18 protein-coding genes and 1 pseudogene are annotated in these 26,303 nt (G+C 39.5%); 9 read left to right on the plus strand and 10 right to left on the minus strand.

From position 1 onward, the window contains the following. Positions 1–118: 118 nt before the first annotated feature. Positions 119–1,570 (minus strand): aspartate ammonia-lyase, encoded by a 1,452-nt coding sequence (gene aspA, locus HRT96_RS11535; RefSeq protein ID WP_293156530.1) that lies wholly within the window; start codon positions 1,568–1,570, stop codon positions 119–121. Between the two features lie 282 nt (positions 1,571–1,852). Continuing rightward, positions 1,853–3,229 carry an MATE family efflux transporter gene (locus HRT96_RS11540; RefSeq protein WP_293156532.1) on the minus strand — a complete coding sequence of 459 codons (1,377 nt, stop codon included), beginning with the start codon at positions 3,227–3,229 and terminating at the stop codon, positions 1,853–1,855. 301 nt (positions 3,230–3,530) lie between these two features. Between HRT96_RS11540 and HRT96_RS11545 the strand changes: the two genes are divergently transcribed. From HRT96_RS11545 to HRT96_RS11555, 3 genes are all read left to right on the plus strand, one after another. Further along, positions 3,531–3,821, plus strand: coding sequence for a co-chaperone GroES (locus HRT96_RS11545; RefSeq protein ID WP_067041845.1), 291 nt, complete (start codon positions 3,531–3,533; stop codon positions 3,819–3,821). A 65-nt stretch (positions 3,822–3,886) separates the two neighbouring features. Then, positions 3,887–5,524: a chaperonin GroEL gene (groL, locus tag HRT96_RS11550; protein ID WP_293156537.1), complete on the plus strand. Its 1,638-nt coding sequence runs from the start codon at positions 3,887–3,889 to the stop codon at positions 5,522–5,524. A 222-nt stretch (positions 5,525–5,746) separates the two neighbouring features. Continuing rightward, positions 5,747–6,076 carry a VF530 family DNA-binding protein gene (locus tag HRT96_RS11555; RefSeq protein ID WP_006032543.1) on the plus strand — a complete coding sequence of 110 codons (330 nt, stop codon included), beginning with the start codon at positions 5,747–5,749 and terminating at the stop codon, positions 6,074–6,076. Between the two features lie 120 nt (positions 6,077–6,196). Here HRT96_RS11555 and HRT96_RS11560 read toward each other — a convergent pair. The 3 genes and pseudogenes from HRT96_RS11560 to zigA form a co-directional block, all read right to left on the minus strand. Then, a pseudogene (locus HRT96_RS11560) lies at positions 6,197–6,319 on the minus strand (IS30 family transposase); the annotation flags it as partial. A gap of 667 nt (positions 6,320–6,986) precedes the next feature. Further along, positions 6,987–7,697 (minus strand): DUF1826 domain-containing protein, encoded by a 711-nt coding sequence (locus HRT96_RS11565; RefSeq protein WP_293156540.1) that lies wholly within the window; start codon positions 7,695–7,697, stop codon positions 6,987–6,989. Then, a complete protein-coding gene (zigA, locus tag HRT96_RS11570) occupies positions 7,694–8,899 on the minus strand; it encodes a zinc metallochaperone GTPase ZigA (protein WP_293156542.1) in 1,206 nt (401 codons plus the stop codon). Before zigA ends, HRT96_RS11565 begins: the two co-directional genes overlap by 4 nt. A 474-nt stretch (positions 8,900–9,373) precedes the next feature. Between zigA and HRT96_RS11575 the strand changes: the two genes are divergently transcribed. The 4 genes from HRT96_RS11575 to HRT96_RS11590 all read left to right on the plus strand — a co-directional run bounded on the left by HRT96_RS11575 (position 9,374) and on the right by HRT96_RS11590 (position 17,946). Beyond that, positions 9,374–12,238, plus strand: coding sequence for a hypothetical protein (locus tag HRT96_RS11575; RefSeq protein ID WP_293156545.1), 2,865 nt, complete (start codon positions 9,374–9,376; stop codon positions 12,236–12,238). A gap of 46 nt (positions 12,239–12,284) precedes the next feature. Beyond that, positions 12,285–16,271: a DUF637 domain-containing protein gene (locus HRT96_RS11580; RefSeq protein ID WP_293156548.1), complete on the plus strand. Its 3,987-nt coding sequence runs from the start codon at positions 12,285–12,287 to the stop codon at positions 16,269–16,271. Next, positions 16,261–17,550 carry an immunity 49 family protein gene (locus HRT96_RS11585; protein ID WP_293156550.1) on the plus strand — a complete coding sequence of 430 codons (1,290 nt, stop codon included), beginning with the start codon at positions 16,261–16,263 and terminating at the stop codon, positions 17,548–17,550. The genes HRT96_RS11580 and HRT96_RS11585 overlap by 11 nt, the downstream gene beginning before the upstream one ends. 273 nt (positions 17,551–17,823) lie before the next feature. Further along, positions 17,824–17,946 carry a hypothetical protein gene (locus HRT96_RS11590; RefSeq protein WP_293156552.1) on the plus strand — a complete coding sequence of 41 codons (123 nt, stop codon included), beginning with the start codon at positions 17,824–17,826 and terminating at the stop codon, positions 17,944–17,946. A gap of 342 nt (positions 17,947–18,288) precedes the next feature. Here HRT96_RS11590 and HRT96_RS11595 read toward each other — a convergent pair whose 3' ends face one another. Next, positions 18,289–19,386: an alkene reductase gene (locus HRT96_RS11595; protein ID WP_293156689.1), complete on the minus strand. Its 1,098-nt coding sequence runs from the start codon at positions 19,384–19,386 to the stop codon at positions 18,289–18,291. Between the two features lie 178 nt (positions 19,387–19,564). Here HRT96_RS11595 and HRT96_RS11600 point away from each other — a divergent pair, with 178 nt between their 5' ends. Continuing rightward, positions 19,565–20,491, plus strand: a complete 927-nt coding sequence (locus HRT96_RS11600; RefSeq protein ID WP_293156555.1) for a LysR family transcriptional regulator — start codon at positions 19,565–19,567, stop codon at positions 20,489–20,491. A gap of 41 nt (positions 20,492–20,532) precedes the next feature. On the opposite strand, the gene HRT96_RS11605 is transcribed toward HRT96_RS11600, so the two are convergent. From HRT96_RS11605 to HRT96_RS11620, 4 genes are all read right to left on the minus strand, one after another. Further along, entirely contained in the window at positions 20,533–21,528 is a 996-nt protein-coding gene (locus HRT96_RS11605; RefSeq protein ID WP_293156558.1) for an MDR family oxidoreductase, read from the minus strand. A gap of 152 nt (positions 21,529–21,680) precedes the next feature. Beyond that, the gene (locus tag HRT96_RS11610; protein ID WP_293156561.1) at positions 21,681–22,316 is read right to left on the minus strand and encodes a TetR/AcrR family transcriptional regulator; all 636 of its coding nucleotides are present in this window, start codon (positions 22,314–22,316) and stop codon (positions 21,681–21,683) included. Positions 22,317–22,472: 156 nt separating this feature from the next. After that, a complete protein-coding gene (locus tag HRT96_RS11615) occupies positions 22,473–23,744 on the minus strand; it encodes an outer membrane protein transport protein (RefSeq protein WP_293156564.1) in 1,272 nt (423 codons plus the stop codon). A gap of 594 nt (positions 23,745–24,338) precedes the next feature. Continuing rightward, positions 24,339–24,686 (minus strand): hypothetical protein, encoded by a 348-nt coding sequence (locus HRT96_RS11620; protein WP_006032531.1) that lies wholly within the window; start codon positions 24,684–24,686, stop codon positions 24,339–24,341. Positions 24,687–24,956: 270 nt separating this feature from the next. Between HRT96_RS11620 and HRT96_RS11625 the strand changes: the two genes are divergently transcribed. Next, complete coding sequence (locus HRT96_RS11625) at positions 24,957–26,252, plus strand: NAD(P)/FAD-dependent oxidoreductase (RefSeq protein WP_293156567.1); 1,296 nt, start codon at positions 24,957–24,959, stop codon at positions 26,250–26,252. Positions 26,253–26,303: the final 51 nt, after the last annotated feature.

The raw sequence follows: 26,303 nt of genomic DNA on the forward strand, positions 1-26,303 counted from the left end.
GCTGTAGTACGTTGTTTAAGGCATGAAAAATCCCCGTTACTGTTACTGTTACTGTCGTTGGCAGTAATAGTAACGGAGATTTTATAGTTAAACGGTTTATTCAGGTCGTTAACTTTAATTAAACCGCTTTAGAGAAACGTTGCGCGGTGTATTTTGGATTCATCAAGTTTTCGATAGAGAATATGTCATCTAATTCAGCTTCTGACAATAACCCTCGTTCTAGTACTACTTCACGTACGCTCTTACCTGTTTCTGCACATATCTTACCGATAATATCGCCTTCATTATGACCAATTAATGGGTTTAAGTAAGTGATGATACCAATTGAATTTAAGACGAAATCTTGACATACCTTGCGGTTAGCTGTGATGCCTTTGATGCACTTATTTTGCAGTGTAAAACAGGCATTTTCTAATAAGGATAATGATTCAAACAGACATTGACCAATCACCGGTTCCATGACGTTTAACTGTAATTGACCGGCTTCTGCAGCCATGGTGATGGTTAAGTCGTTACCACATACTTTAAACGCAACTTGGTTAACCACTTCTGGAATGACCGGGTTTACTTTTGCTGGCATGATGGATGAACCGGCCTGCATTTCGGGTAGGTTAATTTCATTTAAACCGGTGCGTGGACCAGAAGACAGTAAACGTAGATCGTTACAGATCTTCGATAATTTCACAGCGAAACGTTTTAATGCACTTGATAGCATGACGTATGCGCCACAGTCAGATGTCGCTTCCACCAAGTCTTCTGCAGGTACAAATGGATGACCAGTGATCTCAGCCAATTTTGCGATCGCCAGTTCTGAATAACCTACCGGGGTATTTAAGCCAGTACCAATTGCCGTCGCGCCTAAGTTGATTTCAAGCAGTAATTCTTGGCAACGTTTGATGCTTTTTATTTCTTCTTTGAGGGTAATGCCAAAGGCTCGAAATTCTTGACCTAGTGTCATCGGTACCGCGTCTTGTAACTGGGTACGGCCCATTTTCAATATGTCATTAAATTCTTCTGCTTTGGTTAAGAAGGTTTCGCTTAATGCGGTTAGCGCCACTAATACCGCATTAGAACGTTCGAACAAAGCAACGCGGAAACCAGTCGGGTAGGCATCGTTGGTACTTTGACTTTTATTAACGTGATCATTGGGGTTGATGTGGCTGTAAGCGCCTTTAGCATGGCCCATTTGTTCGAGTGCGATATTGGCTAATACTTCATTGGTATTCATGTTTACCGATGTACCAGCCCCCCCTTGAAACGCATCAACCGGGAATTGTGCGTAAAACGTATCCGTAGCCAATAAAATGTCACAGGCATTCACGATCGCGTCGCTAATGTGTACTGGGATCGTGCCTAAAATCCCATTGGCGAGTGCTGCCGCTTTCTTGGTTTTTACCATGCCGCGTACAAATTCAGGACAGTCACCGATCTTCTCACGACTGATATGGAAGTTCTCCATCGCTCTTAATGTGTGAATACCATAATAAGCGTGAACGGGTATTTTTTTAACCCCTAATAAGTCAGTTTCTAGACGGGTTTCTTGAGTAAAATCGGTTGCTAATACAGTCATGGTTACACTCTGCTATGTGATCAAAACGTAGGAAGGAAAATAAAATTTATGTGCGGATAATACGTTGTATTTTGGTGAATAAAATGGGCTCTGATCACCTTTTTATACAAAAGTTGAACAGTGCTAAATATATTTTTATTTGGCCTAAGAAACAGCAAGTTTGAAGGAGTATTAGTGCATATTCGAGCTGTAAATTTATGCTTTACTCATTGATCCATTAACACGGGGTAATTGATGTAAATGTATGCTGTTAGCTGGGTTTTAATTGCCTCATTCACGGGGTCACTTTAGCTGTAATTCATTCTCTAATTGAGCGCCCAATTCATTACGCAGCTCGGTCTGTAATTGCTGGGCGTAATAGAGGGCCAATAAACCGACTAAAATATTGGCACTGGCAATACCCAAGAAGATCCCTTTGACACCATAATAATAACCGCCAATACTGGATAGACTAATGATTAGCAGAGAGCGCAGCATGCTAAGGCTCAATGCTGATATTGGTCGATTAAAGCCATTTAGGCTAGACGCGACCGCCATCATAATGCCCTGCATAGCAAAAGAGGCAGGGATAATATAAAGGTATAATGATAAATGACCGATCACCACGGCATCATCACTGAATAAAGTAGCGATATAAGGCGCCGTGATGGCAATAACCAGATAAATAGTCAGCTGTGATATTAATGAATAACGGAGCGCCAGTTTGATGGCTGTTAAACAGCGTTGGGGATTATTGGCGGACGAATTCTGGGCAATAAAAGGCGATAGCATCGAGCTAACTGCGATCATACCGATCAATAAAATCGCTTCTAACCGTGTACCGGCACCATAAGCTGCAACCGCTGTGGTGCTAAACGTGGCCAGTTGCCACATCACAAACGCATTGTTGACGGGGCTAAGCATATTGGTTAAAGACGCGGGCAACCCGATTGCGGCAATCTTACGCCAATTCTTAAGCATATTAGCCAGATTTGGTTTAGTTAATAACAATAACTGCTGACGATAACGTAATAAATATAGCGCCACTACAAAGGTAATTAACCAGGATAAACCAGACGCAATCGCAGCGCCTTTGACCCCTAACTCAGGGAAAGGGCCGATGCCAAAAATTAATAACGGGTCGAGCAGACCATTCATAAAGCCGGCAATGATCATCACTCTGCTTGGAGTTTTGGTATCACCGGTGGCGCGGATAGCCGCGTTGCCGACCATAGGGATCACTAAAAAGGGAATTGCGATATACCAATAGAACATATAATCGTCGATGTAGACCATCAAGGTATCCGTCGCACCCAATAGTCTAAATAGTGGCTGTATGTTATTAATGCCGATAATCGCAACGACTAACACCGTAGTCAGTGCTAACAATAATCCGTCAGACGTTAATCGCGCCGCATCTTGGTGCTGGCCTTGCCCCAATAAACGCGCTAAACAAGCCGATAAACCGGTACCTAAGCCCATGGCTAATGCCGAGACAAAAAAGGTCACCGGGAACGTAAAACTGATCGCGGCTAGTGCTTGCGTACCCAATAAGCTGACAAAGTAAGTATCGACTAAGCTAAAGCCGAGCACGGCTAATAAACCGTAGCCCATTGGCACCGCCATTTTTGTCATTACCTGAGAGACGGGAGCAGAGAGCAGGCCGTGTTTATCTTTCAATACGATTACCTAAATTGCGTTTTGTACTTTAAATTTTCTCGGGGTATTTTACCCTTTTCTGCGTCAACCAACAGCCTTGAGTTGTACTTTACCCGACATTTACACTTGTGTTGCATAGATACAAGTCTAAAACTGGTTCTAAACATCTGCAAAACGGTGCACAAAGCGTGAATTTATTAACTATTTTTCGCTTGTCCCTTGAGTTGGAACGAGTTGCCCCGATATATTAATCCATAGTCATGGTATCGGTAAATAATCGACCCTTGATATTTGTAACATGTATTCTTTAGGAGATCTTCAAATGACAATTCGTCCACTACACGATCGCGTGATCGTTCGTCGCCAAGAACAAGAAACTAAATCAGCAGGCGGTATCGTACTTACTGGTGCATCTGCGACATTATCGACACGCGGTGAAGTTATTGCTGTTGGTAACGGTCGTTTAATCGATAGCGGTGAAGTACGTCCTTTAGCTGTTAGCGTAGGCGATATCGTTATTTTTAGTGAAGGTTATAGCGTTAAAACTGAAAAGATTGATGGCAAAGAAGTTTTAATCATGAGCGAAGCCGATATTTTAGCTGTAGTTGAATAAATCTTAGTATTTATAACTTATAGAGCTAACCAACAAATTAATAGATTTTAAAAGGATTATTTAAGATGGCTAAAGACGTAAAATTCGGCTTAGACGCACGTGATAAAATGCTTAACGGCGTAAACATCCTAGCGAATGCAGTTAAAGTAACATTGGGCCCTAAAGGTCGTAACGTTGTTATTGATAAAAGCTTCGGCGCGCCACTTATTACTAAAGATGGTGTAACGGTAGCAAAAGAAATTGAATTAGCAGACAAATTCGAAAACATGGGCGCGCAAATGCTCAAAGAAGTTGCTTCACAAGCAAATGATGCAGCTGGTGACGGTACTACGACGGCAACCGTACTTGCACAAGCAATTGTGAACGAAGGTCTAAAAGCTGTTGCTGCGGGCATGAACCCAATGGATCTGAAACGCGGTATTGACCAAGCGGTTAAAGCAGCAGTTTTAGAACTAAAAGAATTATCTGTACCTTGTGCAGATACTAAAGCGATTGAGCAAGTAGGTACTATTTCTGCAAACACTGATTCAAGTGTTGGTAAGATCATTGCAGAAGCAATGGAACGTGTTGGTAAAGAAGGTGTGATTACGGTTGAAGACGGCCAAGCACTAGAAGACGAACTAGACGTTGTTGAAGGTATGCAGTTCGACCGTGGTTACCTATCTCCTTACTTCGTTACTAACCAAGAAACGGGTAGTGTTGAATTAGAATCACCATATATCTTATTGGTAGATAAAAAAATAGCTAATATCCGTGAACTACTGCCGGTACTTGAAGGCGTAGCAAAAGCATCTAAACCACTACTTATCATTGCTGAAGACCTTGAAGGTGAAGCACTGGCGACATTAGTAGTGAACAACATGCGTGGTATCGTTAAAGTTGCTGCTGTTAAGGCTCCTGGTTTCGGTGACCGTCGTAAAGCGATGTTACAAGATATCGCAGTACTTACTGCCGGTACTGTTATCTCTGAAGAGATTGGTATGGAGCTAGAAAAAGCAACCGTTGCTGAACTAGGCCAAGCTAAACGTATCATCATCACCAAAGATGAAACAACTATCATTGACGGTATCGGTGACGAAGTGACGATCAAAGGTCGTGTAACACAGATCCGTAAGCAAATTGAAGATTCATCTTCTGATTACGATAAAGAAAAACTACAAGAACGTGTAGCTAAACTTTCTGGTGGTGTTGCGGTAATTAAAGTTGGCGCAGCAACTGAAATGGAAATGAAAGAGAAAAAAGCCCGCGTTGAAGATGCACTGCACGCGACTCGTGCTGCTGTTGAAGAAGGCGTTGTTGCTGGTGGCGGTGTTGCACTTGTTCGTGCCGCTGCTGCAATTCAAGATCTTGAAGGCGCAAACCAAGATCAAACTGTGGGTATTAAAGTTGCGTTAAAAGCAATGGAAGCACCACTACGTCAAATCGTTGAAAACTCAGGTGACGAAGCATCTGTTGTTGCGAACAATGTTCGTGCAGGCGAAGGTAGCTACGGTTACAACGCAGCTACAGGCGAATATGGCGACATGATTGCGATGGGTATCCTAGATCCAACCAAAGTAACACGTTCTGCACTACAGTTTGCAGCATCTGTTGCGGGTCTTATGATCACTACTGAAGCGATGATCACTGATGCACCTGCTGAAGGCGGCTCATCAGCTATGCCTGATATGGGCGGTATGGGTGGCATGGGCGGCATGATGTAAAAATCGCAAATTTGCGATTACATCTCTGCTGTTAGCTATTAAACGCTAAGCCTCAGAAATTAAAAAAGCCTTAATCTGATATATCGTGATTAAGGCTTTTTTTATAGGTGCAAATTAGCTTTTCCATAAAGTTATTGGTGCACTTTTACCTGAGTTAAACGCATAAGTCTGTCAATATTTAGGAAACTTGTTACAATGCTATTTTTTGATTTTAGGTAGACTATGAATAATAGTAATGATCCGCTACACGGCGTTAAACTTGAACAGATTCTAACCGAGCTAGAGAAGAAAATTGGTTGGGATAAGATGGGTGAGTTACTTAATATTCGTTGTTTTACCAATAAAGCGCGTCTTAAATCAAGCTTGAAATTTCTGCGTACAACCCCTTGGGCACGCAGTAGAGTTGAAATTTTATACCTAAAAACATTTTGTAGTAAGCATAAAGAAACGGGGAAAATAATCAGGGCGATACTCGCTCAGAATACAGCAGTAGCAGAAACGACTTCCACCAAGCCTGCTCCCTTTGTTTGGCCAACATTGAAAGAAAAATAGACTTATGTCGCACTGAAGACATAAGTATTTGAAAATCTTGTATGCTTTTATCTATGGCCGATTCAACCTCGAAGTGCATAACTCAATTACGCCGCGATAGCGGCCATGTGTATCTTCGTCAACTTCATTGTTCGAGATTAATTTGAAGTCAGTTTTCTTCGGCCAATATTGTCGCAATAATCCGTTAGTATTTTCATTTAACCCTCGTTACCATGAGCAATATGGGTCCGCAAAATATACCGGTGCACTGAGTGATTTTTGTCACCTGTTCATGGTAAGCAAACTCTTTACCGTTGACAGCTGTAATCGTCAATACCGCGTCTTTATAGGGCATTAGCAACGATATCGTTGCAGCTGTCACTGTTGCCGCCTGTTTATCAAAGATCCGAGTTGATACCGTAAAACTCGTTTGTCGTTCATCTATACTGACCCGATTTTTTATATGCCCTCTACCTACTTGACTCTCGGCTCCATTTTTCTTCTAACTTGTCTTCTATGAGCAATATCAATTGGGGGGTCATCTTATTTGCTTTCGTCGCAGCTAACCGTCTTTTCTACTGAAACAAGTTATGCACTTATTATGTGAATCTAAGAGAGGTTTTAGAAGACTAACGCAATTTAATATTGCAATGCCTAAACCGTAGACGACAAGAATCCCCTTGCTTCAGCTAGGGGGACTTCAATTCACTGCATGATATAGCGATGTGGTGCCTTCTTATTTTGTCTTCGTTTTGATATAAGTCGGCTTTATTTCCAATGACAATATCCGCAATCGCATTTGCTGATTAAAAATGTCGTGAGTGGTGTAACGTTTGTCTTTTAAGTTTCGAGCATCAACTAAGGTTAATGTTTTTTGTAGTAATAGCACTTCCTGGTAATGCCCTGAAAAACGTACTTTTAATATCTATTTTTAATCATTAATAAAATCGAGTGTTAGAAACAATCTACGTTCGCCTTGAGAAACGTCAGGTGAACGATGAACCAGGCCTGCACCTTCGTGTTCATCCCAATTTTCGCCTTTAAGTAATGCAATATCACCTTGTGTTAGTTGATTAATATCATCGATATCTTGTATTAGCCCCGATTGCTCATCGGTTTCTCCTTGGTATTCTGGGCCTAGTTTCGTGCGATCAATGATATTATTATCAAGCCATTGTGTGGCCATGCCTTTGTATGTTGTCACTAAACGGCAAGGTATACGGTCAACATGAAAACGGGGGCACATAGCTCGGTCGAGTATTGTTAATCTTAATCCCGCTTGTTTTAGGTTAAACAGGCAACAAAACATATCAACTAATAAGGTGATATCATTAATTAATGCTGTTATAGCGTCTGATTTTTCAAATTTTTCACTCAGTACTTCAAAACAATCTTCTGGCGTTACAATCAATAATAACGTTAATGTTGGGTTATGTTCTAACAAATGGTTAACCGCAATAGTTAATTTATTGTCAAGGTTACGCTGCCAAATCACAATGTTTGTATTATCTTGGTATATATCAGTTAATACGGTAGGAGTACGTCCTTCAACTAAACCCTGTGAAAGCAAGCTGGGACCGTCGTGGTTAGTGTGGCTTTGTGTATTAGCGTTGATGTCATTATTAATAGCTAAGGTGCTCATGAGTTTTCCTCCCATTGAGGGAAAGGGTCATTTAATGTTGTCCAGAAACGCTTACCCTTTAGTAATTCATCCTCAGTTAATAAACATTCATCCAGCGCGATCGTCATTCTTTTTTGATCTAAATTTTGGCCGATAAATACGAGCTCTTGACGCATATCACCAAAGGGTTCAACCCACTGTTTTTTTATCGCATCGAGTGATTCTTGATCTGTAGGCCAGTCTTTTTCAGGGATTGATTTCCAAAACATACCTGCAAAACCATAGTGTGCGATTCCGCCTGCTTGGCTCCATTGGCCGCAAAATTGCGGACGAGAAGCTAACCAAAAGTAACCTTTGGAACGAATAAGTTTGCCAAACTGTTCTGTGTTGTGCAGAAACTGATAAAACTTTTCAGGATTAAATGGCTTTCGGGCAATATAGTTAAAACTGCTAATACCGTATTCTTCTGTTTCAGGTATTTTTTCACCACGTATTTCTTTGAGCCAACCCGGTGCTTTTTTTGCTTGTTCAAAATCAAACAAACCAGTATTTAGCACGTCATCGATATCAACTTTCCCCAAAGATATGGGAATAATCTTAGCGCGTGTATTAAGAACTTTGAGGATGGCGTGAAGTCGTTTTACATCAGCCGGTTTAGCTAAATCTGTTTTGCTAATAAGAATAACATCTGCAAATTCGACTTGATCAACCAATAAATCTGTTACGCTTCGCTCATCTTCATCGCCAAGAGATTCACCAGCATCTCGTAGATATTTTGCTTCATCATAATCTTTCAAAAAATTAACAGCATCTACTACCGTCACCATGGTATCTAACGTCGCTATATCTGATAACGAAATGCCATCTTCATCGGCAAAAGTAAACGTTTCAGCGACGGGGAGTGGCTCCGAAATCCCCGTAGATTCTATAATGAGGTAATCAAATCGACCGTCTTTTGCTAATTTATCAACTTCTAATAGAAGGTCTTCACGTAGTGTACAACATATACAGCCGTTGCTCATTTCTACAAGCTTTTCGTCACTACGATTGAGTGAAACTTCATTTTTCACAAAGGCTGCGTCAATGTTTATTTCACTCATGTCATTAACAATTACAGCAACCTTTTTTCCTTCGCGATTATGAAGAATATGACTGAGTACTGTTGTTTTTCCTGCGCCAAGAAAGCCAGAGAGTACAGTGACAGGTAATTTTTTTTTAATCATGATTATATCTACGTTTTCAATATTTAAGTGTTATGTTATAACATAACACTTGGGTGTGAAAGTAAATATTCAAAAATAGTATTATTTTATAAAAAAAAATTGGTTACCTTTGATGTCTGGCTTGAAGGGGATGAAGTGGGGGTATTAAAATTATTCCCATGTAACTAATTTAATCAAAACATATGGTTAACTTATGCACTTCCAGATGTTTAAGCGTTTTTAGCTTAACTTAATAATTTTTATAATGAATAAGTGATTACCAGTTTTACACCCTGTAACCAAGCTCAATTCAATCCATCATAAACCACTAATTTAAGCTGTTAAATTAGTGGTTTAACCTTTATTTTATGTGTTCTTTTTAATATGGTTGAAAATCACAGACTACCTAGTTATGGTTGCACCCCAAAATATTCAAGTGATAATGTTAATAGTAATTATTATCATACGTATATGTAATCATTAGAAGGGTTCGTAATGACAAATAATATGGCTGGAAGTAAATCGGCCTTTATTAACATTCATCTCATGAATATTAATATCCTCAGGAATATATGCCTATATTTTGCTATTTTTTTTTCGTGTTCAGTTTTGGCGTTTAAAAGTAATATCACTAATGTGGATCAAAATTCATTAGCTGCACAGTTTAAAGTAGGTGTCGATTTCGACAACTTGTATATTCGAGCTGCCAATAATCAAGGCATTTCTTATAATGAATTTACATCATTTGAACAATACAATAAACCTCTCAATATAATTAATAATCCTGTTATTAATCCGCTATTAAAAGGCACTACGCAAGCACCCAAAGTAATCATCTTGCATTCAAAAAGCAAAAGTCCACTCGTATTAGGTGAAATAAATATTATCGGTAAGGGTGCTGAGCTTATCATCATTAGTGAATCAGGGATTCAATGTAAAAGCTGTGAAATAAATAATAGTTCTCGTATTGTATTGACGACTGGTCGGCCTATTTTTGATGATGGTCAACTGACATCATTTGTAGTAACGAAAGGTTCAATAGACATCAATAGTGTTCAAAATGGGAGAGGTCTAAAAGAAGGTTTAATCACGAACGGAGCCAGTATTATTGATTTAATCGCTGATGATATACGCATTAATGGCGAAATAAATACGCAGCTGTCAGCAACAAAGACCCCACAAGGAAAACTAACTGTTGATGACAGCGGAACTCTCAGCATTGCTACTGGTAATTTACAATTAATCGCTGGACATAATACCTTTGATTTTATAAATGGTGGTATAGCAATAAATCCGACTAACAGCTCTCGTCAACTAAGTGGTGAAATCACTATATCAGCACCAATATACACCGGAGGTTTATATATTGAATCAACGGGTAATAATAGTTCTGTCAATGTGAGTGAAGCGATAGTTACAACCGCTGACTTAACACTTGCAAGTATATATAAAAGTTACACTATCCTACCAAGTGACATTATCACGATAAAATCATTTGGTAACATTACACTTTTCGATAAGTTGCTTTCTGGTAATGCTGTAAATCTTGAAAGTGGTAACGATATTCTTATTCATCAAAAAAGAGAACGAACGATCCCTCGTTCTTCTGAATATAACGGTGCTACAGGATACATTGATACATCTACAATCAATATAGCTAGCAAAGCTATCTTTTTTAGCGAGGGTAGCCTCAATGCTCAAAATATAAAAATAGCTGCTGGTAGGATCAATAATGAGGGCGATATATTTGGTAGAACATCTATTTATCTTTCATCAGAAACTGATATCAATAATGTATTTGGAGGGATGATAGTTGGAGATGATATCGCTTTAAATGCACAAGGAAAAGTAACGAATGGTTCTTCAAGGCCTTATCGGTTGGTACCTAAATTACAAAGAAGTATGGAGCGATACTCAATAATAATTGGCACAGAACCTGAGTTACCGAATGATCCTAGCTATATGATGCGGGAGTCTGTTGATAGTTTAGCTGCAATTATTTTAGGTGACAAGATTGTAATTAAAGCCACTAAGTTTAGTAATTTTAATCCTTATGAAGTTAAACGAAAACGCTATGAAGATAATCCAGCTGTTTTAGATGATGTATTAAGTGATCAAGTCATTGTTTCTGCTGAAACAATGATGATTATTGATGCAAAAGAAGCTGTGCTAAATTCTTCCGGCATTATTGAAGTATTAAATGGTCCGCTCACAGTAAAAACCACCTTACTTGAACAAGAACGCTATCACATTGAAACCGCTGAACATATTTCCACCTCTGGTAGTACAAGATTAGTTACAAATTTTGTAACCGTTCTTTCGCCACTTTCTCGTATGCGCTTAGCTGGTGAGTTAAATATAACTGCGGATCGGATAGAAAATAAAAATAGTGGCATAGAAGTTCTGGGTAATGTTAAAGGCGCATCAAAAGATGTGCGTATGACAGGCCACCTTCTGAAAGATTTTCAAATTGAAACAACAACGACATATCACAGTAAAAGGTATTGTGCTAGGCGCGTTATAAGAAAATGTATTAAGCGTAGAACAAGAAATTGGATAACGTCAACTGAGCAAGTTATTGAAGTCGAAGGCAACATTAATTTCCCATTTTTATTTTATGTTGATGGCACATTAAGTGCCGATTTTGGTACTGAAGTTCAGATTTATCAGGAAATTGTTTACGGACCTAATGGTAAAGGCCCATCGCAATTACCAAGTAAACCGGGCGCTAACAGTATTACTGCTAATTTTGCTGGCTACGAAGATCGAAAAGCTGATTTAACTCCATTCTTTAGCGAGAATAGAAATCATAAAAAGACCATCGTTTTATCAGATCATAATGCTAAGTGGAAGACAATTAAATTTAAGGTACTTGGGGACATTTTCGGGGACCCATGGTTTTACAAGCAATCTACTATTTTACAAAAAATCCCAGACTTAATTATTACCTACGGAAAAAGTTTGAGTTCAACTTATCAAGAGTTAGGTATGACTCTGCTCGATTCTAAACATATATTGCCTTTATGGGTCAATGATATAAGGGTTGTAAGCAATGTTATAGGAGATGCTTGGGAACTTGAATCGAACTATTCTTCTAGTTTTGTTAATGCGGTTAATAAAGAAACCAATAATAGTTTAATTTATTTAAACCAAGTGGCATCAAAAGAAGTTCGTGTTGCGGCAGGGCAAACAGCGACTCTTACTGCTACCTATACATTCAAGATGGATTGGGGGTGGGGCGCTAGCAGTCGATCATTTGCAGATAAAACTCAAAGCAACATATACGAATTAGTAATAACAGACTTAAGCGGTAAGAAAAAATACCTAAATGTTGTGCTTGGTCATAATAATAAAAAATGAGTCTAAAAACTGAAACTAATTTAAATCGATATCAATGGAGTCGAAAATGCCTCGGATAGGAAGCCCGATCGCAGAACTGCGAGACAGCAAAATATATAAAGTTGTAGCCAATATTTTAACATTAGTCATGTTTTTAAATATTTCAATACCGGCTTATGCAATTACGAATGTGAATGAAGTTGAAGATTACCTAGCAGGTTCTGGACGTTATGAGCTATCAGCTCAAGAGCTAGATCCCGTATTTAAAAGCATATTTAAAAGTAATGCTTCTTTTATTTTCGATGGTTTTGATTATTTCTATAATCAAGCCAAAGAACATAATGCACATGCATTTGAGAATGCTAGCTATAAAGAAACTAAAATAAATAATATCATTAAATTCGTCCCTGTTGCACCTGATAAACCTCTCTATATTGGTACTCCATATGTAGAAAGAGGAATATTGAAAAAGCAGTTATATCAATTATTAAATAAGTCTTGGATCTCTGTCGATAATGGCGGATACAGTGATTTTAATGAACTGACTAAAGACTTATATGATAATGCCCAAAAACTGTTAGCTAATAAGCAATTTAAATTTGGTCAAAACTTAACTCAAGTTCAGATAGATAATTTAAGTGAAGATGTCATTTGGCCTGAAAAGCGTACGCTAAAATCGGGTAAATCGGTTTACATACCGCTGGTCTATTTATCTAAAGCAACGATTGTAAGTAACAAACTGGTTGGCTCTACATTTAGTTTTAACAATGCAGATATTAATACCAAAAACTTTATTGTAAATGGTACTTCTATTGAAGCTAGGCGTAATTTAATTATTAATACACTTAATAATTTCACCGCGATGGCAAATGGCAATGTAAGCGCTGGTGGAGATTTAACCATTAATTCTGGTAATGAGTTAAGTAATCTATCTAGTAAAATCAGTGGCCAGACCGTTACATTAACAGCTCATAAGCTAACGAATAATACACTTGTTAGTCGTTATGATTATGGTCATGGTTTCTCTGAATCATTTGATACTTTAGGTGTAATTGAAAGTATTGGTGATTTAAATATTAAAACGAGCGGTGACTTAATTAGTCATGGCGGCCAGTTTGATACTCAGGCTTCGATGCGTATTGTGTCTGGGGGCGATGTTATTCTTAGGACTCAGCAAGCTAATAATCAACGCTATCAGTCTGGTAACGGTTGGACTGATAGTGAAAAATCATTAGTGAATTTACAAACACAGCTTTCAGCCATTGATTTACTTTCTATAACAACTGATAACAGCATTATATCTCATGGGGCAATAATAAAAAGTGAAGGGATTCTAGAGTTACTTGCTGATAAAGGGATAACTATCATTCCAGCTGAGGATATTTATTCAAGTAGTACATCTTTTGATACATCGGGAAGTGGTGTATTTGGCTCAGATGAAAGTGAGTCCGAAGATTTAAAAAGAGCGACAATCGTACGGTCTTTGCTAAAAGCTGGTAACAGCATGGTATTGAAAACGGAGCAAGGAAATATTGTTCTTAAAGCTGTTGCTGTTGATACTCTAGGCGCAGCAAAATTAATAGCTGAGCATGGCGATATTCAACTCCTAATATCAAGACATGCAGAATCATCTGATTATAAAAAATCTTATGAAGGGTCTTTATCATATCGACGCCAAGGTCATGGTTATTATCGTGAAAAAGCCTACTACAATGAGTTTGTAACTAGTGGCGGATTAATGCTTGATGCTTTTAATGGCGTCCGTATTGAGTATGCTGGCCATGCCGATGATTTAGATAAAACGATTGAAGAACTGGCTCATTCACCAGAACTGGCTTGGATGAAGGACATAAGGGACAGAAGCCAAAGTGGGGAAATAGACCCTGCTATTTGGGAAAACGTCGAGCTCATCATGAATGAGTGGGATTATGATGATAGTGGACTGTCTCCAGCTGCAATGGCTATTATTGCAGTGATTGTGAGTATCGTAACTTATGGTGCTGGAGCTGCGATTGTTGGGACTGCAGGAGGAGCTTTAAATGGTGCAATGGTTGCTGCGGTACAAGCTGGTGTTACGGGGTTAACAAACCAGGTTACGACCTCTTTACTCGGAAATGGTTTTGATCTAAGCGCAACGTTAAAAGAGCTTGAATCTAGTGATACTGTAAAAAAACTTGCAACGTCAATGGTTACTGCTGGTGTTATTTCAGGTCTTGATACAACTTTATTTGATGGTTATATCAACATCGATGATCCATCTATTTGGGCACAAAGTGCTCAAGCGGTGACACACGCAGCTATTAATACTTCAGTGCCATTATTAATTAATGGTGAGAGCTTTGATGATTTTGGTGAAAGCTTCCTCAACAATGTTGCAATGTCAGCTGTAAATACATTGGGTGAAAAGGTTGCTAATAAAATCGGGATTGCGGCTGAAGGCAATAATATCACTGATGCAACTAAATATATTGCGCATGCAGCTTTAGGTTGCACGCTTGGCTCGATGACAACTGCAATTAATGGTACTAATTCGAGTGGTGTGAGTGAAGGGTGTTGGTCTGGAGCCGCTGGAGGCGTTGTCGGTGAATATATAGGTTCCACCTACAGAGATGACATAGATCAAATTGAGACAGAGACGCTTGGAAAAATCAACGGTATTCTTTATGAAGAATTAACAAATGATACTGGCGGAAGTGTTGAGGATTACGCTAAAAAACAAAATCTGCGATTCTTAGAGTTAAGGCAACAAGGCATTGATATATCTAAATTGGCAGCAGGGATTTCAGTCCTTGTGCTGGAAGGGAATGTTGACGTTGGCATTCAAACTGGCGGAAATGCGGCTGAGAATAATGCGTTGTTTTGTGCCGCATTATGGGCGGCAGTTGAAGTTGCTTTGGTTGCTTACACTATTTATGAAGTGCTACAAACGGCTGAAAAAATTGTTGACCTTATAAAAAATGGAACCGATGACCAGATAAGAAACGAATTACAAGGCGTGCTACTAGAGGCTGGAGCTGAAGTCGCCTTTGGTAAGATTGCTAAAGCACTTAAAACAGGAGAAAAGCTCAAAAGTATTTTGAGTAGATTGAGCACTGACGAACTTGTAGAGGCTACACAGAAGCTGCTCAGCGGCAGAGGGCAGCATAGCTTTGCAGCGGATATAGGTAACGCAAGTGCTTGTATGAAGGGAAATTCTCATTGTGAGATTAGTGCATCTTCAAAGCCGCCTGCAACTAGAGTTGATTTGAGTTATGCCGCTTATAAAGCTCGCTACCCAGGGGCAAGAATGAGTGAGTCACAGTATGCAGAACAGCTTAAAAACAGAAACATCGGTGAAGATGGTCGTTGGAGGAATAATGATTCGACTGGTAAACCATCAATCATTGGCAATCCGAAACCTACAATTAGATTTGATAATCTAGACCCTAAAGAATATGAGAATTTAAATCGCAAGACCTCAGATCTTGACGGACATCCAGTAAATTTAAATTATCAAGATGTGGCAGAATTGCGTGTTGAAGCACATCTGGGCTATCAAAAAGCCAAAAAGACTGGTAATGACAATTTGATGAGGTTTTATGATACCAAAAAGAAACAATACTCGGCAGATTTAGGGGAAATGACGGCAGAGGGAATGAGCGGGAAACTAGTCGGTCATGATGCAACTAAACTGTATAGTAAGTATCCTGGTTTAAATAAAACAAACAACCAGTTCGATCAGATTTATAAATCTGGTATTGAACCTGATATCACGATAACCTTTTTAGAAGCTAAAGGTGGTAATAGCAAATTAGGTAGTAAAATGTATGAAGGTGAACGTGTACAACAGGGCTCTAAAAAGTACACAGAGTCAATCATTAAGGATATGAATAAGTGGTACGAAAAGGCAATTGAATCCGGTAAAATTCCAGATGGAATGTCGGAGTTTGAAGACACACTTGATTACCTTAACAGGGATAGAAAGAAACTGAAATTTGAATATAAAGTTGTTAAGCAGACAATTGATGATAATGGCGCATTAAGACATATTGAAGTGATTGATTATGAACAATAGGAAAGCAGACGTGGTATTGACGCATCACAGATTTGATAAATTCGACACTCTTAACCCTTTAATAAAGGAAAAAATAAATTCACACTATAGTAACAGAGTCGCAAGTTGTGAAAAATCAACGCGAGAGGACTTTAATGCTAATTTTTATAACAATTTCTTTTCACTGAATAGTATTCAGGATTTTATTGGGAAAAGTTATTTACTAAATAAACCGAAAACCCAAATTATGCGTCACCTGTATACATTTCCAGAGTCAGGGATGTTGGATGTCTTGTCTCAGTTACATGAGGGTAAAAAGATAACACTCACGTTAGAGGGGCATAGTTGTGAGGTGATTGCCGATAGTAAAAAGGAGTTAAGCTTTAGGGGTTGGCTTGACATGTTCTTCGTTACCTTGATATTACGCGATCATTTTTCTCACTTGCCGATACTACTTGGTTTGCCTGATAATATCATTTCAACGCCATATAGTTCAGGTGAGATTAATGGGTTTAATCTTGCATTTGCCGAACTATGCAAAGGTATGTTTAACCCCTACGCAGACATGCGTAAGCTAAGAGACAAGGTGGTAGAAGCATCTGCTCATTTTTATGTGGAGTGGGAGGAGCAGAAAGAATACGTTAATCATCTCTATTTACCCTTAGTTGAATTGATCTGCGTTGTTCACAGCGCAGAGAGAGAATCACATTATCAGAGTAGCTTGTTGCACGCACTGCAGGCACATAAAGCCTACTATGATAATGAAGATAGGTCACATGATGCAGAGGCAATGATTGCGCTTTGTATCACGGGCATTGCGGCTTATGCCTATGATAGGTTCGGCCTAGTACCAGAGTTTGAAACTGATTATATGCCGCTGTGGCTAGTAAAAGGCGAATTTCCGACTTACGATGAGGCTTTTCCGGAAATAAAAGCACTACCTAAGCCAATACGCAGTGATTTTGAGTTTACCGCGGAAAATTTGCCCAGAACTGAACCGGAATTGAAGCGTATTTACGAAGCAGCACTAAAGTGGGCAAAAGAAGAACGAGAATTACCGCCTCTTTGTGATGTTATTGGCCGCGATATTGATTCTAAACAGGTCAACAAAAATATTGTTGGTGAAATTTTTATCGATGTACTAGGAGACGATTGGGTTCTAACGCTTTATTCTATGGAGCCAAGCTTAATACAAGATCCCCAAGCTTGGTTAGCAGCGATGACAACACGCTGGCAGGCGTTTATCGCACAATTTTCACAAGAGGCTATCACGAATGTGAGGTTTATTGAGTGTGATTAGTGAATTAACTCGTTTGTCGGAATCATTTAGTTGAAAAAGCCCGAAGGATTTTATTCGTTGGCTTTTTTATTTTTGCTATCGACAAAATTAGTCACGTCGTTATAAGTAACCAAATATAATAACTGTATTAATTTTCCTGTCTAAATATGCATAACTGCTTGAAAGCAATCAGCGTTATAGTTAGCGTTCATTAATCGTAATAATTATCACTCAACCTTGTTGGGCGGTCAATCATGGCTTAGGTATTGTATTAATAACCGTCGGTGGATTTTTATGATGATCAACTTAAAGTCACCAAATATATTGAGAGTAACCTTAATGACAATATTTGAACATCATATCCATAATTTACCTGCCAAACCGATGGATTGGATGGTTGAAGATTATGCTGAATAGCTCGGTAGATTAGAAAAAAACATGGCTGATTTTTTTGATTTTAATAAATTTTAATAAATTTTAATAAATTTTAATAAATTTTAATAAATTTTAATAAATTTTATATGAATTTTATATGAATTTTATATGAATGATATGAACTTATGGAACTTAATAGTTCAAAGTAATTTATTAAAAAAGCCAACAGCAGAATGTATCCGTCATTGGTATGACTATCAACAGGTATTAATGAAGAAAGTATTGCCTTTTATACATAAAGACAATACTTAAAAATTGCGCTTTCGTCATAAAAGTATAGCTAAGCAGGCAGCTCCATTAGGTTACTTATCTGCAATAGACTAATTAAAGAGCATCGAGAGTTGGATAATCCGTGTAACCAAGTGTGTTACCACCAAACAGCGTAGCACCATCCAAGTCAGCGAGTTCATTGTTGTTTTTCAAACGTGAAACCAAGTCTGGGTTTGACACGAATGGACGACCGAAGGCGACTAGGTCAGCGTAACCTTTGTTTAGTACTTCATCTGCGCGTGCTTGCGTGTAGCTACCCGCGACAATGATGGTGTTAGTGAAAATTTGTCGCAACTGAATACGGAAGCTTTCAGGGATCACGGGTGCATCATCCCAATCCGCTTCTGATAAGTGCATATAAGCGATATCACGAGCTTGTAGTGCTTGCGATGCATCAAGGATTGTTGCAACGATATCTGGGCAATCCATATCTTTAAAGGTGATGAATGGAGCAAGGCGAACACCAACCTTATCAGCCCCGATTTCTTTAATTACGGCATCAACAACTTCAAGCAGGAAACGGAGGCGGTTCTCACGCGTGCCGCCATAGTTATCAGTACGCTTGTTGGAGTTTGTACGAAGAAACTGGTCGATAAGGTAGCCATTACCACCGTGGATCTCAACCCCATCAAAACCCGCTTCTATTGCGCGTTTTGCAGCGTAAGCAAAATCGTTAATCACGCGATTTATATCTGCTTGATTCATCGCTCGGGGTTGAATGCAATCCACCATGGTGCCGTTACCTTGGTCATCAGAAATCCAAACTTTAGTCTCAACTGGCGCGAGTGCTGAAGGTGCGATAGGTAGTTTACCGTTCTGAAATGTTGGGTGAGAAACGCGACCCACATGCCATAGCTGGCAGAACATCACAGCACCTTGGTCGTGTGCAGCTTTAGTTATTGGTTGCCAGCCTTTTACTTGTTCGTCGGTGTAAACACCAGGAGTGAATGAATAACCCTGGGAGTCATCTGAAATTTGAGTCGCTTCAGAGATGATTAAACCAGCTGTCGCCCGTTGCTTGTAGTATGTTGCCATCATTTCATTTGGTATGTTACCTGGTTGACTTGTGCGAGCTCGGGTCATCGGGGCCATTACTACTCGGTTTTGTAAATCCAAACTTTGGAGATTCGCTTTCTGGAATAATTTACTCATCGGTGTTTTCATGATTGTTTCCTTGGGAAGTCGATAATGACGATTAATGATTTAGGCGAGTTAAGGTTAAGTTGTGTGCTACTTCTGTTGATGTCGTCATTATATTCTTTAGCTTTAATTTGATAATTGAGTAAAATATAAAATCATTATTCGGATAAACTAAATAATAGGGGGGAAGGTGGATAAATTTTATGATATGGCCATGTTCGTGAGTATTGTGAAACACCATGGACTCGCTGCAGCTGGTCGTGACCTCGGCCTTTCTCCTGCGACAATGACAACAAGACTTCAGGCCCTTGAAGAAAGGTATGGTGTGAAGCTGCTTAATCGGAGCACAAGGCATGTGTCACTGACGGACTCTGGAGAGCTTTACCACAAAGCCTGTATTGAGATATTGGATAATGTGAGTGAAACTGAGAACCTTATCCTCAATGGTGTAAAAGAAGTGAAAGGTTCACTAAAAATCTCTGCACCAAAGGACATAGGTAAACAATACATTCTGCCTATATTGTCTGAGTTCTGTAAGCAGTATCCAGATGTGGTGCCGTACCTATATTTGAACGATGATATTTCTAATATTGCTGAATCGGGTATAGATATTGTCATTCGGTATGGAGAGCTTGCTGACAGCAGTTTAATATCACGACGACTATCATCCAGCCAACGAGTGCTATGTGCATCGCCAGAATACCTAGCAAAGCATGGCACGCCATTAACGCCACAGGATTTGGTTAATCATGATTGTCTCGCCATGATCCGCAGTCATGAGGAACTTAAAACATGGCACTTTCAAGATCAAGACAAGAAGAACGCGATCACTGTTATTCCTAAGCGATTTTCAGATGATGGTGAAGTGATTCGATATTGGGCATTAGAGGGGGCAGGGATAGCGCTTAAATCTGTTTTAGATGTGCAAGATGATATTCACAATTTACGTCTTGTTACCGTGCTCAACGGCTATATGACCAATTTTAATACATCGACCTCTGCATCAAGTGCAGACTTAAATGTGGTGTATATCAGTAAGAAGTATCAACCGAAACGGATCCGACTATTCTTGGATTTTCTGTTTGAGAGATTCAGTTACATGACTCAAAAGCAGTAGGCATAGACCCTACTGCTATATGATGTTAAATCAGTAATAAATTACTTTTGTAAGTTAACCAGTACACGACCACGTACTTTACCCGCCATCAGATCATGTGCAGCTGCTACGGCTTCATCTAAGCTGATCTCAGTGCCGATAGAGGTAAAGTCATCATCTGTTAGGATGTCAGCTAAACGAGCCCAGGCTTCTTCTCTGTCAGCCAGAGGACGCATTACACTGTCGATGCCCGCTAAGGTAATGCCACGTAAAATAAACGGTGCTACGCTTGCTGGAAAATCCATGCCTTGTGCTAGACCACAGGCAGTGACCACACCACCGTATTTTAGACCCGCGCATACATTGGTTAGTGTGTGACTACCAACAGAGTCTATCGCCGCTGCCCAACGTTCTTTTACCATTGGACGACCTGGTTCAGACAATGTATTACGATCAATGATCTCTGCTGCGCCTAATGCTGTTAAGTAATCCGCTTCTTCTGGACGACCTGTTGATGCAATAACGCGATAGCCTAATTTCGCTAATAAAGTAATGGCAAAACTACCCACACCACCGTTTGCACCTGTTACTAGCACATCGCCTTTTTCGGGTGTAATACCGTGACGCTCTAACGCAATAACAGATAGCATTGCTGTATAACCGGCAGTACCGATCGCCATTGCTTGTTTCGCTGACAAGCCTGCTGGCAGTTTGATTAACCAATCACTCTTTAGACGGGCTTTTTCGGCAAGGCCGCCCCAATGCTTTTCACCCACACCAAAACCATTGAGTAATACTTGATCGCCAGCTTGGAATTTATCGCTATCACTTTGAGTCACAGTACCCACTAAGTCGATACCCGGTACCATCGGGAAGCTGCGCACGACAGGGCCTTTACCTGTGATCGCTAAGCCGTCTTTAAAGTTAAGGGTGCTGTAAGCAACATCAATGCTCACATCACCTTCAGGTAGTTTTGATTCATCAATTGTTTGTACTGACGCTGTGTATTGGTCGGCATTTTTTTCGATTAAAATGCCTTTAAATGTGGCTTGTGACATAGGTACTCTCCGAATATAGACTGGTCGTCTATTAAAATGTAAAAAATTTGTAATAAATAATAGATAATCACTATTTATAATGCATGTTAGTTATACTGTTTGTTATAACCGTCCGTTATAAATAGCCTAATGATGATTAATCTCTGCTGTATTTAATTGGACGCGATACTGGCAATAAAGGTCGAGATATATAAATCCAACGGTTGCACTGACTGTACAAGTCGCGCTCGCATCACAGCGCCTTCCCAACCGGTCCAAAAATATTCTGCTTGTTGTATACAGTTGATATTTTGCTTGATATCACCTTGTTGCTGAGCTGTCTCTAAACACGCTTGCATCTTGGTCTGCCACACTGCAAAGATGTTTTGCAGAATGAGGCGATAACTGTCGGGTAAAATAGCCACTTCTTGACCTAAATTACCGACCAGACAGCCGCGTTTAAATTCAAACTTAACGATGCCTCGTTTGGCGCCATCGGCGAACTTAACAATACGCTGCAATGGTGCGATGGATTCATCAAGCAAGTATTTATCTAGCTTAGCGGCGAAGTAACTGGCGTAATTATCAATGACTGCCTGACCGAAATCTTCCTTACTTTTAAAGTAATGATAAAAAGATCCTTTCGGTACCCCGACTTTTTTTAGAATGCTATCGATACCAGCGGCGGCAAAGCCACTTTCAGTTAATACTTCGACGCCACTGCGAATGAGCAGGGCTCGGGTATCACTGTTTTCACGGGCTATTTTTGGTGGCCGACCTCGGCGAGGTTTAGGCTGATTACTTGTCATATTTTCCATCATTCAGATTATAGACCGACCGTCTAATTAATTGCAATTGCCAGATATGATAAAGATCCTTAAACAGGATCTTTATTGATTTTGATCAGAAAACAAAAAAGACAGCCGAAGCTGTCTTCTTGTATGCAGGGATGAATTAAGCTTGGATTAGAAGCGGTAGTTCATTTGTGCAGAGTAGATGAACGCATCGCCACTTGAAGTGACTTTTACAGATTTATTACCAATAGCTGGTAACTCTTCTTCAAATGTGATCTCTTTACCTGCAACGAGGGCTGCAGCGAAGTCAAATGATAGTGCTGATGTTGCTTTATACGTTAGACCAGCTGTATACCATTGACGATCTGTATCTGGAATGCTCATAGTTGCTTTACCGGCTTGTTCATCAAATGCGTAACCTGCACGTAATGTAACGGCTTCTGAAAGGTAGTACTCACCACCCACCGAGTAACGGCTTGAGTTGCTATAGTCTTCTTTTTTCTCTAGACAAACACCAGGGCTGCCACCGATAGCTGTAGAATCACAACCTGGACTTTCGGCAACAATATCGCCAAAATCAGACCATGTGCTGTATTGCCAGCTGTATGAAACTGCGAATTTATCGGTTAGTTTATGGTAACCTGAAATTTCTAGAATGGAAGGTAGATTCAAATCCAAAGTACCATCAACTTCTACTCCGCCTGAAGTTGATCCCGTATATTTACCTTCTAGCTCAGTTTTAACTTTTGATTTATAGCTAATGCCGAAACGGTTATTGTCATTAACTTCATATAGCGCACCAACATTCCAACCGAAACCATAACCATCGCCTTCCATTTTTGCAATCTGCATTGCTGGGGTTGCACCTGCACCTGCACCTGCACCTGCATTACGTTCTAATTCAGCTGTGGCATAGACGAAGCTAACGCCAGCGCCGAGGCTCAGTTGTTCATTGATACGGTAAGAGACATTCGGGTTGAAATTGACACTCATGATATGTGTGGTACCAGCTGCTGAGCCACCTGCGTAATCATCTTTATATTCAGTACCGGTACCGTAATTTGAATAGATAGCTAAACCAACAGCTACTTTCTCGTTAAGCGGTTGGATGTAGTACATTGCTGGAACTACTTGTGCTGGAGCGACATCATCAGCGTCTAAGTCTGAGGCTGAAATACCAGCTAGAGGATATCCGGTAACACCTTTAACGCTAATGTCTGGATCTACATAAGAACCTACAACTGATAGTTGGGCTTTATCAAAAGTTGCCATTAACGCAGGGTTACGTGCAAGTGATGCTGCATCATCGCCGATTGCTGCTTCACCAGCGAATGCGCGGCCTAAACCTGACGCTGAATGTTCACTAACCTGGAAACCAGCGGCGTGAACTTGGCTTGCGGCAAGTAATGCTGTAACTGCTAGAGCAACTTTATTAATTCTCATGTAAACCACCATATAAAATTAGAAATTATGAATGTGATATGTCAGTTCAAATAAAATGAACTTTTTAAATACCTTTAAACTTGTAGTGAAATCTAATTCTTTCGTATTAGCTCGTAAAGCTATTTTTATCGCTGTTTATGACGAACTGTCTAATTTTATAATGCTTTATAGTAATAACATTTAACTAACAAAGGTTTACATTTGTTTACAATTAAGGTCTAAGTTATTGTTATTTAGTGATTAAAATAATTTTAAACTATTTTTTTGAATGCTTAAATTAAACTGCTCTGATCTGTTTGCAAATATGAAAAATATTACTAAGAGATACGCAAACTTGTAGAGCTAAGACTCTATAAAATAGCGCTTTTTTCACCCGTTATAATAAAAAGATATACATTTGTAGGTATCTATATTGTTTATTATAATGGTTTATAACTAGATATTTTATATATGGCATGTTTATTTGCAGGTTACGCGAACGATAGGGGGTTGGGTGGTGTAGCAAGGGGTAAATGAAGATGCCATTCATAAGATGAATGGCATTAGAAACTGGCATTATTCACCGGTACTATTAGCCGGTGTTATTAACCGAAACTATTCACCAATATTACTCGGTGTATTTTTCTTCTCTTTTAACTGCTCAGAGAACTGACCAAGTACATTATGCATTTGTTGTAATTTACCTAGGAATGCAGCGATGGCGACATCAAATCCTTCTTCATCTGTTTTCGGTAATGCTTGCTGATTTTCAACTAATTCTTCCATATAAGGTAGGAATCGGTTTGAGTTTGCTTTAAAGCCACTGTCAGCTGCAAAGATCGCGCTAAACTTACCCAGTTTACGTTTGCTGATTAACGTTAAAAACTCATCCGCTTCGATAGCTGGATGGTAAAAGCCTTTAAGCTGTGCAGTTAGCTGTTCATGAAGTTGTTGATTTGTCATTGCGCTGGGTTCTTATCGATAAATGGGTCGGTATTATAGGCATCTTGCTGACAATTGGGTATCACATTTTTATTTATATTAAATGGCGGTACACTCGATCATTGATATTTTGAATGTGATCTAGCTCAATTTTGCTAGATTTAGACCTGAAAATCATGCTTTAATGCTTGGTCAACGGAATGATTTAGCAAGACTCACATCTGCTTAGTTGTATCAGTTAAAAGCTGTCGTCACAGTTGTTAACTGATATATCTATGAGGACGTAATAAGATGAAAAAAATTCTTGTGATCGGAGGTGGTGCGGGTGGCCTTGAGCTTGCTACGCAACTGGGTCGTAAATTGGGTAAAAAAGGTACCGCGAGCATTACGCTGGTGGATCGTAATAAAACCCATCTATGGAAACCGTTATTACATGAAGTAGCGACTGGCTCACTTGATACAGGTATCGATGCGCTAAGTTATGCTGCCCATGCTAAGAATCAAGGTTTTGATTTTCAGCTAGGGTGTTTCTCTGGTTTAGACCGTGATACTAAAACCGTCACCATTGCCCCTTTATATAATGATTGTAATGAATTACTGATTGCCGAACGTACCTTACAATACGATTATTTGGTATTAGCGATAGGCAGTATGTGTAATGACTTTAATACTAAAGGTGTTAAAGAAAACTGTATTTTCTTAGACAGTCCAGATCAAGCACATCGTTTTCACAAAGAATTATTAAATGCATTTTTGTTGCATGGTGCTAATAAAGATAAAAATGCCAAAGTAAATATCGCGATTGTCGGCGCGGGTGCAACGGGTGTGGAACTGTCTGCAGAATTACATAATACCGCATCACAATTATCGGCTTATGGTTTTACTAATGTAAATCAAGAATCATTAAATGTGACGTTAGTTGAAGCTGGTAAGAGCATTCTACCGGCATTACCGGCACGTATTTCTGCTGCTGCGCACCGTGAGTTAACTAAAATTGGTGTTGATGTACGTACTGAAACTATGGTCACGGAAGCGAACTGCAAAGGCTTAGTAACCAAAGATGGTGAGCAAATTACGGCATCATTAATGGTGTGGGCTGCGGGTATTAAAGCGCCTGATTTTATGAAAGACATTGCCGGCTTAGAAACCAATCGTATTAACCAGATCGTGGTTAAAGATAGCTTACAAGCCAGCCGTGATGACAGTATTTTTGTGATTGGTGACTTGGCATCTTGCACGCAAGCGGATGGTTCATTGGTTCCACCTCGTGCACAAGCCGCGCACCAAATGGCAACGATTGCATTTAAAAACATCATGATATTGATGCAAGGTGGCTCGACATTGAAACCGTTCGTGTATCATGATCACGGTTCGTTGGTATCGTTAAGTAGCTTTAGTACTGTGGGTAGTCTAATGGGTAACCTGACTAAAGGCAGTATGATGGTTGAAGGCCGGATTGCCAGAATGGTATATATTTCACTGTACCGTATGCACCAGGTTGCCTTACATGGTTATGTGAAAACAGGACTTATGATGTTAGTGGGTAGTTTGAACCGGGTATTACGTCCGACGCTTAAATTGCATTAATCACCACTAGACTTAAGTTTAGCGAGTTAAAAGGAATGGCCAGAAGGTCAT

The organism is Moritella sp., assembly GCF_013215705.1.
Taxonomy (GTDB): Bacteria; Pseudomonadota; Gammaproteobacteria; order Enterobacterales; family Moritellaceae; genus Moritella.